The organism is Chitinophaga pinensis DSM 2588 (assembly GCF_000024005.1).
GTDB classification, from domain to species: Bacteria; Bacteroidota; Bacteroidia; order Chitinophagales; family Chitinophagaceae; genus Chitinophaga; species Chitinophaga pinensis.
In genome coordinates, this window is sequence record NC_013132.1 from 6,744,006 (window position 1) to 6,761,428 (window position 17,423).

General features: G+C 47.0%; 1 protein-coding gene. It reads right to left on the reverse strand.

Translation table 11 applies throughout. The features are described 5' to 3' along the window. Positions 1-13: 13 nt before the first annotated feature. The gene (locus tag CPIN_RS38735; protein WP_012792895.1) at positions 14-17,422 is read right to left on the reverse strand and encodes an SDR family NAD(P)-dependent oxidoreductase; all 17,409 of its coding nucleotides are present in this window, start codon (positions 17,420-17,422) and stop codon (positions 14-16) included. Between the last annotated feature and the right edge of the window lies 1 nt (position 17,423).

Sequence of the window (17,423 nt, forward strand, 5' to 3'; positions counted from 1 at the left end):
ATATGTTTAAATATTATTGTTTCGACAGTACGGCCAGCAGAAGATTAGCAGCTTCAGCATCCATCTCTCCTTTTTCTACCTGACGCACCACTTCATCCAGTGAAAATTCCTGCTGCAATGACTGTACGGGTTCATAGGTGTTGACCTTCGTCATTTCTGCTGACAGGAACTTCGCGAATTCATTAATAGTGGCGTGGTCATATATCTTAGTTACAATGATCTCCGTACCATAACGGGCATTGATCTGATGTATCCATTCCACGCCAATGATGGAATCCAGTCCCATATCTACAAAATTCCTATCCGGACTGATCTCTCCGGGTAACAAACTCAATGCGCCTGCCAGACTCCTGGTCAGCTCCTCCTTGAGTATATTCACAGAAGGCGCCGTAATGATCGCAGATCCGGAGGACGGCTGTGCAGGGGCTTGTGTGGGTGTAACAGGTTTTACTACTGCGTTAGCTGTTACCGATATTTCCTGCTGTCTGTTCGTTGTATTGCGTGGCTTTTGCTGTTCTGTCTTAATAAATGCCGCCAGTTTTCTTAACTCGGGATAGTCATACAGTCTTGCTGCTCCCAGTTCGATATCAAAAGCCGTATTAATTGACTTTATCCACTCTACCCCCATAATTGAGTCCAGTCCCAGGTCAATAAAATTCTTATCTGCATGGATCTCGCTTTCTTCAAGACCTAATGCCACGGCCAATGATTTTCTAAGTATTGCTTCTATAGCAGCTAATCCGTTTTCTGCTACCACCTGTGGTACCGGTGTGGGCTCCGCTGGTAAAGGAACCGCCTCAGTCGTCAATTCAATGAACTGTGTCACTGACATAGGCACAGCCGGCACTATTTCCTCAAAATCAGACAAAGGAGTCAGCTCAATCCGGTGATCCTGTGCTTCGTTGACTACGGGAGAAGGTGTCACTATTGCCGGCTTTTCCTGCGGTAAAACAGGCTTATTTTCCTGCTGTGTAAGTGACAATGTCAACTGAGCTGCATTTTCCTGTTTTACGATCCAGTATTTTTCTTTTGCAAATGGATATACCGGTAAACTGATACGCTGCGGATGTACGCCCGTGTATAACCACTCCCAGTTCACCGTTCCACCTTTCACCCAATAGCGAACCAGTTTATCATAATTTCTATCACGTAACCACTTGTCTGTTAAAGCATTCACTTCTTCATCTCCCAATAACCCAGACAATACCGCTGCCTGTCCCCTGCCTTCACTGCGATAAATATTCGCTCCGGTAATTCCTGCGGACAACAGCGATTCCAGCTCAGTGAGATTGCTTACAATCATGCCCAGACGCTCTTCCATAGGCTCTCTGCCGACTTGCAATGTATAAGCGATAGATGGCAGGTCAGCGTCAGTATAGACACCCCTACGTATGCTATCCAATAATCGGGACACTAACTCTTTCAGGCGGGTCTCATCCTTCGTTGATAATACGATCACAAACGGAGCATCAACGAAAGATGGAGCTTCATGTACAGCCACATATTCCTCTATCAGTACATGTGCGTTCGAACCACCGGCGCCAAAAGCCGATATACCTGCACGTAAAGGATATTGCTGCGTAGCGCCATCTATTGTCACTACTGGCCGTTCCCATTTACCGGATTTGACCTGCACCTGAAACGGACTTCCCGTAAAATCTATATTGGGATTTAATTGTTCTGCATGTAAAGAAGGCGCCAGTTCACGGTACTTCAGCTGTAATAATATTTTACTGATACCCGCGATACCCGCAGCGCTCTCACAATGCCCGATATTCGATTTTGCAGATCCGATGGCACAGTACTGTAAATCTTTACTATACTCACGGAAGCTCTTCGTTAATCCTGCTATTTCGATAGGATCTCCTAAGGAAGTACCTGTACCATGCGCCTCTATATAACTGATCGTCCGTGCATCAATACCCGCATTACGCAATGCAGTACTGATCACAGATGATTGTGCCTGTGGATTAGGCACCGTGTAACCATTCGTCTTACCACCATGATTGATGGCGCTACCGCGGATAACACCGTAAATATGATCACCGTCTGCTATTGCTTTGGACAATGGCTTCAGTAATACAGCACCTACACCTTCGCCTGGTACGTAGCCGTCACCACCTTCCCCAAAGCTTTCACAATGCCCTTTGCTCGAAGCAAAACCACCCTGTCCCAACATCAGGTATTTATTCGGGTGAATAGAGACATTCACACCACCAGCAATAGCCACTACACATTCTCCACGCTGTAAACTCTGACAAGCCAGGTGAAGTGCCGTTAATGAAGACGAACACATGGTATCAACAGCCAGACTAGGTCCATGGAAATTACAGAAGTATGATACCCTGTTTGCTATAGAAGAAGCACTGCCTGACATCGCAATAGGACGTCCTGCGATGGTTTCCTGTAGTCCGTATAATTGATATTCCAGGTACATTACACCGGCAAATACACCCACATCTCCGGCGGCAGCTAATGATTGTCTGGTATATCCAGCATCCTCCATCGTATTATATACACATTGCAGGAACAAGCGTTCCTGTGGATCTATCATCACAGCTTCACGTGGTGAGATATTAAAGAAACGCGGGTCAAATTCATCCACACCATCAATAAATCCACCCCATTTCGTATAAGTTTTGCCGGCTTTCCCTTTTGCCGGATCAAAGAACAACTGATGCGCCCATCTTTCTGATGGTACCTCTGTAACTGTGTCTTTACCCGTGCGGAGATTTTCCCAGAATGCGTTGATATCGGTAGCACCAGGATAACGGCCAGCAAGACCGATAATAGCTACATCCTCCAACTGTTGTTGCGGCAATGCTTTTACTGGTTGCTGTTGTATAACCGGGGTCTTAGTTTGTGTAGGTGCAGAAAAAACAGGTTGCTTACGCTCATTACGCACAGCAGTTTCACCGGTCAATGCGTTGATCTTTTCGGGGAAAGCTTCGAGGAAATATCCTGCCAGTTGCGCGATGGTCTGGTATTCAAAGAAAAGAGTCTTAGGAAGCGGCCCAAACGTTTGTTCCAGGGCATTCGTCAATGTAACTACCATTACAGAGTCAATGCCGTATTTCTCTAGTTGTGCATTGGTCTCTATCTGTGCCGCCGGTATCTTCAGTACAGTAGCTAATTGCTGTTTCAGTAAAAGAACTGCCTTTTCATGCGTTGTTCCGGCAACCGCATTTTTCTTTTCAGTGTTTACCGCTGGTTTCACTGTATGACTAATCGCTTCAACAAGGCGCTCTCCATTACCGGCTACTACCATCACCTGTGACAAACCGCTGTTCAATGCTTTATAGAATGCGCGGATACCCTGCTGACGATCAAGTGCCAGCATACCCGTCTTTTCTTTAATAATTTTTTCTGATGTACTGTCAGGACGCATACCTCCTTCTTCCCACAGTGACCAGTTAATAGCGAGGCTTCGTCCATGTCGCTGACCGGAGGCTACCAGCTGTTGACGGCTCACTGCATATGCGTCCATAAAGGCATTTGCAGCCGCATAATCCGCCTGCCCGATGTTGCCTAGTACGCCCGCCATGGAAGAACTCACTACAAAGAAATCAAGCGCAATATCTTTTGTGGCTTTATCCAACCACACCATACCATTTACTTTTGGCGCCAATACACGCTTAAATGAAGCATCTTCTTTACGGATGATAAAGTCATCTTCTGTAATGCCGGCACAATGAATGATACCATGTATTGTCCCATGCGCACGCAGTACATCAGCTATCACTTGCTGCACGGCCACTTCGCTGCTAACGTCCATCTGGTAATAAACGGCCTTTGCACCCAACAGCTCCAGTGTGTCCAGCAATTCTCTCTTATTAACATCTTCCGGGCTTCTACCAGTCAGAATGATACGTGTACCAGCAACCTCCCTTGCGATCTCGTTTGCAAAGATGCGGCCCAGTCCACCGGTTCCACCGGTAATCAGATACGTACCATTTTGGCGCCACGGCATACGATCATCTAAGGAGTTATTATCAACCCGGGTAAAGCCGGATACATAACGTTGTCCGTTCTCATACTTTATCAATTGTTCTTCCGGATCTGTGCCATTCAGTACAGTTAGCTGTTCCGCTCCATCCCCGGCCACAATCAACTGGCAAAGCAATGCCGGTTTTTCCTGATGTGCTGTTTTTAAGATGGCAGAAAAACCCGTCATCAGTAAGGCGGCATCCTCCGGAGAAATGATCACCTGCAGCAATTGCTGCTGATGGCTTTTCCTGTTCAGTATATCGCGGACAATATGCAACAGGGCGAGATTTGCGGCTGTAAAACGAGTTTCCGGCGTTGCAGGCGCATCTTCAATCAATACTACATTCGCTATATCAGACCAGCTTTTTGCCAGATGATGGCCATATACTACCACCTGACGATCTGCAACAACAACTCCTCTGCCAGCTATCTCTGCCTGACGCCATTGTGGCTGAAAGTAAACGGTTTCATTCACCACAGCAGGCGTTAGTGCCAGCATACGTATATGCAGATTGCGCACCAGTACACAAAGCTGGTCCTGCTCATTATATAGTTCAAACGAGAAACTACGCACCTTTGCATTCCCTGTGCCTGATGTCTCTGTCACAACGACTTTCATCTTAGGCTCACAACTTTGTAACACAGTAACTTCCTCAAACAGGAATGGTAATGCGGCATACTGATCATCACCAGGAGATAATGCCAGCGTACTTTGTAAAGCGGCATCCATCACGATCGGATGCAACTGATATTCTCCGGGTGTGTAATGCAGTGAAGCAGGTAATTGTATCGTTGCCAGTGAAACACCTCTACCCGTCAACACCTGTTTTACTGCGCGGAATAAAGGTCCGTATACACTATCTTTCTCTGTGAAAAGCGCATATAGTTGTTCGCCGGTCACCACACCCACATTACATGCTGCGGCCACGGCAGCAAGATTACGGGAAGCGATCTGCACATTTGTTTGTAAGGATAAGCGTCCGCTACAATGTAATATAGGTTGCCCATCAGCCCCTATGCTGCTGATCTCAAAGGAGCTATCTCCTGCACCATCTTCCACCAGACGTGTATGTACGGTCAGTGTACGATCCTCTGCTACAAGCGCCTGTGACAACATCACATCTTTGAGCTGAAGTGCACTGCCCGCCGGCAATGGTGGCAATACATGCATTACCGCAGCCCTGGCCATTTCAAGATAAGCTACACCAGGCAGTATCTTTTTCTGTTGTATAACATGACCGGTAAAGAAATATTCACTGCCACGGAAAACTGAAGTGAATTGTTGTAAACCTGTTACCGGCGTATAACGATGTAATAACGGGTGCAGTTGTGTCTCTATAGCACGAGGACGCACGGATTCTTCCGCCCAGTAGATTTCCTTTTCAAAAGGATATACCGGCAATGGAATCCTCCCATACTCTCCCGCTGTAAATAAAGCCTCATACTCCAGGTTATACCCTTGTATAAATAACTCTCCGACAGAAAACAATCTTTCTAAATAATCAGCAGGGTTATCTGTATGACTAAGCTGTCGTAAACATTCATTCCCATATTTTCTAAGCGCGGCCTGTTCCCTGAATTCACCTTCCGTCAGCACAGCCGTATATAATTGTGGCGCCTTACCCTTTTCCAGGTACTTTTTCAGCATATTCATCAATTCACGCGTATTACGCGCTACGCAGGCAATACGATGTAATAAATGCTTTCTGCCAAGCAATAAAGTATAGCTGATATTACCGGCATCTGCCTCCGGATCGTGGCTCAGGTGTTCTAACAATTGACTTACCTGCGCCTTCAGTTGTTTATCCGTTCTGGCAGATAATACAAAGAGATAGCCCGGTAATGTGGCATGTGTCCTGGCTACGACCGGCGCTTCTTCTAATATGAGATGCGCATTGGTACCACTAAAGCCAAAGGAACTGATGGCAGCCATCCTTGCATGATTAGCTGGTTGCGGCCAATCACGAAGAGTCGTATTTACATAAAACGGACTATCTGCAAATGAAATATTCGTATTACCATCATGGAAATGTAATGATGGCGGGATCTGTTTATAGCGAAGAGAAAGTAATAATTTGACAAGTCCGCTTACGCCTGCAGCCGCAGCTGCATGGCCCATGTTGGATTTGATAGAGCCTATTGCGCAGAACTGTTTTTCATCCGTAAAACGCGCAAATGCCCTTGTCAGTGCATCATATTCTATCGGATCTCCCAGGCGAGTACCTGTTCCATGCGCTTCTACAAGTTGTATATCTGCAGGATTGATATCAAAACTACTGTAAACTTTTGCTTCCAGCTGCTCCTGTGACAAGGCGCTTGGCGCTGTTAATCCGTTAGTCGTACCATCCTGGTTAATCGCAGAGCCCTTGATCACACCGTAAATATGATCACCCGCGGCCAATGCATCTGACAGTCTTTTCAGTACAACTACACCTGCGCCCTCTCCTGGTACAAAACCGTCAGCCTGCTGATCGAATGTGTGACAATATCCTGAAGGAGATAGCATTTCTGCTTTATTCGCAGAAAGATAAAACCATGGTGTCGATTGTATAAAAACACCACCTGCAAGCGCCATGTCGGTTTCATTGCTCCACAAACCCTGACAGGCAAGATGTATGGACACCAGTGAACTTGAGCAAGCAGTATCTACCGCAATAGCAGGCCCTTTCAGATTCAGATAGTAAGCAATACGTGCAGGGATAACCGAACCTGCATTCCCCCACATGGCCTGTGCTGGTTGTTCTTTCTCATCAAAAAGGTGATGATAGTCGCCTACATGGCAACCTACGTATACGCCACAGGCAGCTCCATCCACGCTCTTACCGGCATATCCGGCATCCTCCAGTGCTCTCCAGGCTTCTTCCAGGAAAATACGCTGCTGAGGATCCATATATGTAGCTTCAGCGCCCGATATATTGAAAAAGAGCGGATCAAACGAAGCAATATCTTTCAGAAAACCACCGCGCTTACAATAAGCCTTTCCAGGATCGTCAGCATAATAGGTTTCCAGGTCCCAGCGACTCACTTCTTCTGTAAGATCGTGCCCCTCTTTGAGGTGCTCCCATAACTCATGTATATTGTCTGATTGCGGGAATCTTCCACTCACACCAATCACGGCGATATCTTCTTTTGCAAATCCACCCTGCATAGATACTGTAGCCTGCTTACCAGATACTCCCTGCATATGCGGGTTTGCCTGATATTGGTAAGCAAGTGGAATACCTACTACCACCTTACCGATGTTTTCGCGTTGATCAAGAAATGCATAGGCGGCAGACAATGACTCCAGTGAAAACTGCTTACAGATCGTCGGCCGTAATACGCCTTTCTCTACCAACGCCAACATCTCTTTCCGGTAAGATGTAATCAGCTCATGATCCAGCATACCCAGCTTTCTGACATCGACGCTGTAGAATGCCTGGTTATTACTGAATACGGAAAGATCTACATTTCTGGCCGACTTCAGGGCCATCATCGCCAGTTCCACATATCTTCCACCCGGCGACAGGCATTGCAGCCCTTTCTGCATAGCGTCTCCACTCAATGTATTCACAACAACATGCACGCCCTGACCACCGGTCATACGCATGAGTTCCTGTTGAAAATCATTTTCCCTGTAATTGATAACATGTTGCACCCCGAGCTGACGCAGATAGTCCAGCTTATGTTGTGAGCCTGCTGTTGCATAAATCTCCGCACCATAATGCAAGGCCAGCTGTACCAGCATCAATCCGGTACCGCCGGTAGCTGTCTGTATGAGGATGCGTTCTCCTTTCTTTAAGCCCGCCTTATGCAGCGTATCAATCGCCGTCATGGCTACTGCCGGCAACGCGGCGGCCTCCTCAAAAGAGAGAGAAGCAGGCTTCAGGAATACATCTTTCTGTTTACAGGTGACCAGCGTTGCCTGTCCGCCCATTGTCTCGGCTATCGTAGCAATCACCTCATCTCCTTTTCTGAATGCTTTTACGTTACTGCCTACATGAACGACCACTCCACTGGCTTCTACACCAGGCGTAAAAGGATATGGCGGCATACCAGGATATAGTCCACGCAGACACAGGAGATCCGCAAAATTCAATGAGAAACTGCGTACGCTGATCTGCACCTCATCTGGCCCCGGCGCAGCTACGTCTGCCGCTACAATCCGTAATTCTTCTATTCCTCCTGGTCGCTCTAATAATACCCGATGATAGGTACCCATAGACGCTACTGGTATTACAGTTAATGGTGTGAAGGCTACCTGAACTTCTGGCATACTGTCATGTATGGGCTGAGCAATAACCGGCTGCTCCGATGCAGTAACGGGTACTGCAACAGGGGGTGCATCAGCTATTATATCTGTAGACAATTCCCGGACCAGTACTGGTTTGAACTTGTCAATAATGTGGCGTAACAGCTGATTGACATTGTTATAGTCAAACAATGCCGTCGTTTGCAGGGTCACACCACATTCTTTATTGATCAGGTTAATAAGTTTTACAGCGATGATTGAATCAATACCATATTCAGAGAAACTTCTTTCATCCAGTATCCTACCTTCTTTGATCATCAGCACATCGGCGATACTCTCGTGTAGACTCATACGCACATGCTCTTCTATCATCTGGTCTGTAACACCTGCAGCTATCGCTGTTACCTGCTGTACAGGTTTAGGTGCCGGCTGCGGCAATTCATTTCGCATCGCAACAGGTGCAGCTGATACCGGAGTAACAGCTACAGCAGGGCGATCGTGTTCCGGTTGCCTTACAATACCATCACTTTCTGCCACGATAATCTGAAAATCAAGGTCTGCAGATGTTGCTACAGGAAATACTACCGGATCCAGTCCTGTCTCTTCCATCACACGTTTCCAGGAGGCAGGCGATAGTCCGGGACAGCCCGGCATACGTAATGCAGGATCTTCATACAACCACCATCCGTCCAGTAACCCAAATGTCAGGTGCGGGAACAATGGATTCACACACATTTCATTCAGCAATAACAAGCCGTTCTTTTTCATGCTTGCTTTAATATTCCGCAGCGTTTGCCGGATATTATGAGTAGCATGAAGGGCATTTGCAGAAATAACGATATCAAATTCACCTGCAGGTATCCCCTGTTCCGCAATTGGTTTTTCAACATCAAAAAGCTGATAGGTGAGATAAGGGAATGAAGGTCCGTAGGTCTGCTCTGCAAACTGTAAAAACGCTTTTGACACATCCGTATAACAATACTCGGCAATGTGCGCCCGATAAGGAGCTAACTGATGCAGCACGGTGTAGCTGGTACCTCCCGTACCAGCACCGGCTTCTAGTATACGTACTTTCATAGCAGGGTCCTGCTCTTTCCTTAGTCGCAGGTATTCAAGCAGTGTAGCACTCAGTACTTCATTAAAATATTCAGATACGAGGTTGTGTTTATAGATGCCTTCTACCCTTTCCATGGAAGATCCAGGGAAAAGAACACTTGTAGCTGCTACCTGACCAGTCAGTATCTCTGGTAATACTTTCAGCGTTTCTTCCAGCAGTTTCACACGGGCCTGTAAGGATGGGTTATTGAGCCATGCGATCTTTCGCTGATGCCATTCGGACCAGATTACATCGATAGCGGCAGATAATGTCTGCTGCAAGCGGTAACCCGTTTTTTCGGAAATGAGATATCCTTTTCTTGCCAGTGCTTCCAGACTCTCCTCCAGCCATCTGCGGAAGCCAGGACGTATCGCAGTCGTTTGTAATAAGCTATCGACTGTCACTAATTGTTCACGCCATACACCCATACCTCCCAGTATATTCCAGAGCATCTTCGCCAGCATGTCATCCATTTCCTGCATATTCGGCAATACTGTTTTCCGGATACGGTCTGCTTTCTCTTCATAAGCAGCAGCGATGGAAGATGTACTTGTACGAAGACCGGCTACCTGTGCAGCAGCCTGTCTGAAAGTGATGTTTTCGGCAAACATGGAAGGCACCAGCTGCAAACCATAACGCTCATTCAGGTGACTCAATACGCCTGCAAGCGCCAGTTCATCAAAACCATACTCCGTCAATTGTGCATCAGGATCTATGCCAGCGGCGACAGTACCAAAAAGTAATGCGGCCCTGTCTGACAATTCGCTGAGTACAGTCGTATATAATGTATCTCTTTCAACACCTGCGGCTTGTGCAGCGTTACCCAAAGTGCTTATTAATGAAGGAATCGTATTATTATAAACACCTACTTTCTCCGAAGGCAGCATAGCTGTCAGCGGTACGGCATGTGTTGTCTTTGCAAAAGCAATCTGCCCGAAGGATCCCGTCATCAATAGATCCAATGCGCGCATGCCTTCTTCCGGACTAATAGAAAGAATACCTGCAGCCGTCATCCGGTCCTGGTACTCTTTGGAGGAAACAATGCCAAGGGTACCCCAATAGCCCCAGTTCATCACCTTTACATTTACCGGCCATTCTGTTGCCAGCTGGTAAGCAAATGCATCTTTGAATGTACAACCGGCCGCATAGTTACTTTGTCCTGCAGCTTTGATAAAGGACATAATACCAGAGAAGAACAGCACGAAATCAGGATGTACATGTCTAAATACTTTTGCCATATTTACGCAGATATCCACTTTTGGCGATAATCCCGCTATAAAATGCGCTTCCTCCATACTCGCCAATCCTCTGTCCTGCAATACAATAGCCGAATGTACGATACCATGTATTTGTCCGAAACGCTGCACTATCTCCCGACAAGCAGCAGCAAGCGACACTTCATTTGTTGCATCAGCTTGTATATATACCGGTGCTTTACCTGCAGCTTTCAGTAGTGAAATGGCTGCCTGTATAGCAGCATCTTCCGGACGTCTTCCTATCCAGACAATCTGTCCCTGATATTCACGTACCAGGTGCTCGCTCCAGGCTTTACCGATACCACTCGCCCCTCCGATTACGACATATACACCACCCTTACGATATACCGGTGCGTCATTCCTGGTTTGTGGAATAGACAGTAATCGCTGCTGATACCAGGCGCCCTGACGGAAGGCATAGGCATCGCCCGCTTTATCCGCAGGCAAAGAGAATATATCTCCTACGGGCAAATGATGCTGGTCATCCACATCAACGATTCTTACGGACCAGTTGCCATACTCTTTTGCCATAGATCCGGCTAGACCATGTATACCTGCGGCAGCCGCCTGTATATGATCATGTTTATTAATTGCCTGGGCCTTTACAGTGACAATCGTCCATTGCAGTTCCCTTATACCGTATCCTACAGCTAATAAAGCCTTTATAAGCCGGAATAATGCCAGCACGGTAGTTTGTTGTGCCCCGATAATGCCAGTGTCCGCAAGCGTCGCAAAATGCGTATACGGCGCAAGCCATACAATATGATCAATCGGCCCAAACCCGTTCAGACTGTCTGCAATAGTATTTACCGTCTCTTCAGGTTTAATGGCCAGTATCCTGCTTTGCGGCAGGTATGCGCGTACCTGGGAGATGGCCGCCTCTGTACCACCTATTACAGCAACATTAGCTGCCGATGATGGCAGATTATTCACGGGAGTCCAATGCAGCAGTTCATTCCATACCGGCGTTAACAAGGATGTATATGATGTCGGGTTAGTGACTGTTGCCGGACTATTCACATCTACCCCTGATTGTCCACGTTGTGGTATTTTGGCCGAAAAGCCGCGTAATCTCACCAATGTATGTCCGGTAGCATCACAGATGTCTACGTCCAGTTTCACAATTTGTTCACCCGGTCTGCTCTCTGCACTATTACGCGCAACCACCCACAGGACGGGTCCCTTTATTTTTTCTATGACCTCAGCCTCCTGTAATATAAATGGCAAAGCCAGACTATCCGGCGCAATACGGGCAGGCTCCCTGAGATCGGTATTCAGGGCCATGGCTGCCTGCAAAGCAGCATCCAGCAGAGCCGGATGAAATGTATACGCCTCACTTGTAGCAGCGATAACTTCCGGTACCAACAATCTCGCAAGCACCTTATCGCGTCCTACATATACTTCTTCAATACATCTGTGCGCAGGTCCGTAAGCAAGCCCCATCACGCTGAATGCATTATAACACTGCTCGCCTGATAACTGATAAAGATGACAGGCAGCCTTCAGCGCTTCTATGGACTGTGCAGGCAACACTGTTTTACCCACAGGAACTGCCTGCCCCTGACTATGCACTAACTCCGTATTCCCTTTCTTACTGAATATCTCGAAGGAGACCTGTGTATCCGGCAGTTGTTGCACGCGGACCTGCAAAGATTCCGGATGACCGTTTACAGAGAATGGTTGTAACCAGGTGATATTCTGCAAACGTAGATCCGGCAGCGGACCTCCATTATCCGTAAGTGCCTGTGCTACTGCTTCCCTTGCCATTTCGAGGTAAGCGACACCAGGCAGGATATGTTTTCCGTTGACAACATGATCTGACAGGAAAAATTCCTTTCCTGTAAAGGTAGATTCATAACGTGTGAATGACAGACTGGAAATATTACGGTGCAACATCGGGTGTAATACGCCGTTTAATGAGGGTGTTACAGGCTGTACCGCTGTATCCGGTAGCCAGTAATGCTCTTTAACAAATGGATAGGCTGGTAAAGATATACGGCGTCCTTTTTCAAAGAGACTACCATATTTCAACTGATATCCCTGTGTAAATAATTCCGCCACAACGACCAGCTTTTCGCGGTATTCCTGCTGCACGCGTGAACTACGACAGAAGGCAATACATTCATTACCATATTGCTTCAGCGCAGTTTGACTACCTTCTTCTCCGTCCGCGACTATACCTGTATATATACCGGCAACTTTTCCTTTCTCCAGCCATAACTCCAGTAAACCCTTCAGCTCAGTTGCATCTGTTACCACACAAGCTAATCTGTGTGTCAGGTGCTTCCTGCCGTTCAGCAGCGTATAACTGATCGCTGCTACATCATGCTGCTGTGTCCCGATAGCCACGGCCAGCATATCTGCCTGTTGCCGGAGTTGCTCCGCAGATCTGGCAGATAATACGACCAGGTATTCAGGTTGTTGTACACTGATTATATCTGCTGCCGGCGCTTCTGCTATTACCAGATGCGCATTCGTACCACTAAAGCCAAAGGAGCTTACAGCCGCCATACGTTTTTTACCGGCAGTTATATCCCATGGGCGCAATACCGTATTCACATAAAACGGACTATCATTAAAATTGATACGCGGATTACCCTGTTTATAATGTAAAGAAGCCGGTATCTTTTTATGCTTCAGCGAGAGCAATACTTTTATCAATCCTGCTACACCAGCTGCTGCTGATGTATGTCCGATATTTGTTTTAATAGACCCTATGCTACAATATCCGTTAAGACTGGTCTGCTTTCTGAAAGCCCTGGTTATCGCCTCAAACTCGATCGGATCACCTAAACGGGTACCCGTTCCATGTGCTTCAATCATCTGCACGGAAGCAGCGTCTATACCAAAAGAGGCATAAACATCTGACACCAGGCGCTCCTGGGATATTGCACTCGGCGCAGTAATACCATTGGTCGTACCATCCTGGTTAATACCTGATCCGGCTATTACACCATAAATATGATCTCCTGCTGCCAGCGCCTCACTCAAACGCTTCAGTATGACAACACCCGCACCTTCACCAGGTACAAAACCATCTGCCGCTTCATCAAAGGTGTGACAATGTCCTTTAGGAGATAACATTTCTGCCCGGTTGGCAAAAACATAAAACTTAGGTGTGCTCTGTACGAATATACCGCCGGCTATCGCCATCTGTGTTTCCCCTGTCCATAAACCCTGACAGGCCAGATGTATTGACATCAGCGAACTGGAACAAGCCGTATCTACAGAAACTGCAGGTCCTTTCAGGTTCAGAAAATAAGCAATACGTGCAGGTACTACAGAACTGGCATTGCCCCACATCGCCTGCGCAGGTTCTTGTCCGCTGAATAAATCCTGGTAATCTCCTGCATGACAACCCACATAAATACCACAGGTCTTACCTTCCATATCCGCTCCTGCATAACCGGCATCTTCCAGTGCCTTCCAGGTTTCCTCCAGGAATATGCGATGCTGGGGATCCATAAATGTCGCTTCCAATCCGGAAATACCAAAGAAGTCCGGATCAAAGCGTGCTATATCATCAAGAAATCCTCCTTTATCACAATAGCGCCCATCAGGGAAAAATGGGGACAGATCCCAACGCTTTACGGATCCCACCAGGTCATTACCTGCTGCCAGGTGTTCCCACAGTTCATCTACATTATCGGCGCCGGGAAACCGGCCGCTGATACCAATAACTGCTATCGGTTCTTTTTGTATAATCTCCTCTTTTCTTATCTGTTCTTTTGATGCCGCAACCGTCATAGTCGTTTTTTCAACAACCGGCACAGTCACCGGCGCCTCCGCCAGCTGACTGGCAGCCGCCAATGAAGAATAAGCCTCTAATAGGTAACTGGTCAGCTGATTCACAGAACTATGATCAAATAAAGTTGTTGTACTTAAACTGATTGCCAGCTCCTGATTCAGTAATTCTATAAAATGTACCCCGGTGATGGAATCCAGACCATAATCAGCAAAGGGTGCATTTACATTGATCTGTTTCCTGTCTATTTTCAGCGAAATAGTCAGCTTGTCTATGATAGCTGACTTTACCTTGTCCTCTCTTTGCTTGTCGTTGGTTGCAGCCGATGCTGCTAATTCCGCCGGTTTCACCTGTGGAGAGATATTACTTGTCTCTTTTGCTGCTTCCCTGACTACTTGTGCTACTGCCAGCGCCTGTCTCACCACACCGTTGCTTTGTGCCACCACAATCTGCTGTCCAAGCGCATGCGTTCCTGCTGCCGGGAATATTACATGATCAAAACCTTCATTTTCCAGTACCTCCTGCCATTGATGCGGGAACAGCCCGGGACATCCGGGGATGCGTAATTCCTCGTCTTCACTAAGCCACCAGCCTTCCAGTAAACTAAAGGCCAGGTGATTAACCATATTATTGCTACTCAGCTCATTCAATAATACCAGGCCGTTTTTCTTTAATAAGGCTTTGGTATTCCTCAGTGTCTCACGGATATTCTTGGTCGCATGTAATACATTCGTTGCAATTACCAGGTCATAGGTTTCCACCGGTACATCCTGTGTAGCAGGCGGCTTACCTGCATCGAATATGCGGTAGGTCAGAAATGGATTCTCTGCACCAAATTCTCTGTCCGCATGCATGAGGAATGCCCTGGACAGATCAGTATAACAATACTCCGCAACATGCTGATGATAGCCTTCCAGCTTTTTAAATACCATTGCACTGGTACCTCCTGTACCCGCACCGATTTCGATAATACGGATGCGTACAGCAGGATCATCTTTTCTACGTGTATTCAGATAATCCACTACGGTATCAGCGAGTACTTCATTGAAGTAGTCGGCCACCAGGTTATATTTATAGATCCCTTCCACCAGTTTCATGGAGGAATTAGGGAACATAATCTGAGTTGATTGTTTCTTGCCGGTCAGCACTTCAGGCAAAGCCTTCAACGACACCTCCAGCAGTACTACCTTGGCTTTGATATGAGGATTGCTAAGCCACGCTTCTTTCCTGCTATCCCATTCTGCCCAGACTGCATCCATATCAACCGGAGTATAGTCTGTCACCTGCCAGACGCCATCTGTCAGGTGTACAAAATTATGACGGGATAACACCAGTAAACTTTCTTCCAACCAGCGGTAATAGATTGGTAATACGCCTGATTCGACGCGTAACACGGACACATCCTGCGTAGTGCTACGGAAAAATCCCAGCGATTGTAATTGCCCAAACAGTAAATGACACAATAACCTGCCCATTTCATTCATGGGGTCTTCCACCTCTTTGTACATGCGATCTACCAGGGCCTGATCCCAGTCAGCCGATTGTTTCAACCGCTCAATCACCGGAGCGCTCCTGGTTGTATAAGCCGTCACACTGGCCTGCTGCAACAGCTGTGGCATTGTGAAGTTTGCATTTACCTTCGTCAGCCCTATCTGGCTGATATTTGCAGCCATCAGACTATCCAGGGACTTCATTCCTTCTTCAGCCGTAATCGAACCTATACCCGCCTTACTGAGTCTTGTTCTGAAAGCAGCAGGTACAAGTCCGGCGGCGCCAATATCGCCCCAATATCCCCAGTTTATTACCTTAACAGCGATACCGGTACTTTTAGCTAATTGGAGCGCAAATGCGTCTTTAAATGTACAGGCGGAAGCATATACGCTATGACCCGCTTCACGGGTAAATGCCGCCATAGAAGAAAAGAAGAGTATAAAGTCTGGCCGGTCATTTTCCACTGCCTGTGCAATACGAATGGCTATATCAGCCTTTACTTTTACGCCACGACGAAACTCTTCTTCTGTCAGATCTGCAATACGTTTATCAGCCACTTCCAATGCAGAGTGTACGATACCATGTACAGCGCCAAATTGCTTTTTTACTTTCCGTAATGCATCCTTTAATGCATTACTATCACTCGCATCAGCACTGATGTAATAGGGTTGTTTCTTTTTAAACTTTTTAATTTTTGTCTGAATATCCTCATCTGCTTTTCTTCTTCCGATCCACACCAGCTGCGCATCATACCGATCCGCCAGGTGATGACTCCATACCTCTCCTACACCGCCTGCGCCTCCGATGACAACATAAACACCCTCTTGTCTGTACAGCACATCCTGGGTATCAGTAGCCGTATACGGCACGAATCTCCTGCTAAACCAACGGGTATTACGATATGCAAATGTTTCTCCGTCTGATGATGGACGAACCTTAAACACAGCCGCCTCTTCCCAATCAGCATTTTCTTCCACATCCAGCAATCGCAGCTTCAGGGATGGATATTCCTTTGCAATCACACTGGCAATACCATGTACGCCTGCATTAGCCGGATAAATGGTTTCACGCAGATTTACTTCCAGTGTCTGCGCTGTTATAATGGTCAGGCCAATGCCAGTCATTGCATAATTTAATTGCAATAAAGCTTTTATCAGTCTGAACAGGGAGAGCACGCCCTCATATTGTGCATCTATCAGCCTGTCATCACTCAGGTCGCCTGAAAAGGTAACTGGTGCGATCCAGCAGATATGCCCGATGTTACCGATTGCCTGCAGTTCAACAACGATCTGTTCAACATCAGCCGTAGCAGACAACTGAAGTTGTTGTAAGGAAGGATAAAGCTTCCGCATCCATTCAATCCGGCTGGCGTCACCGCCAATCAACACAACAGACGTATCCGTAGCCGGCCACTGGACGTCCTGCACATCAGCAATATCCCATACAGGCGCCAGCATGAGCGCTGTTTCCTGCATACCAGTCGGCTGTTCACCATCCGGCGTCTGCGACGGAACAGTACCTTTACTTCTGAACTGACGGATCTGTTCAAGTCCCTCCTGTTTACTAAGGCGGTTATGTTTTATCTCTTCAAGTATATGTTCGATATAATCTTTCATA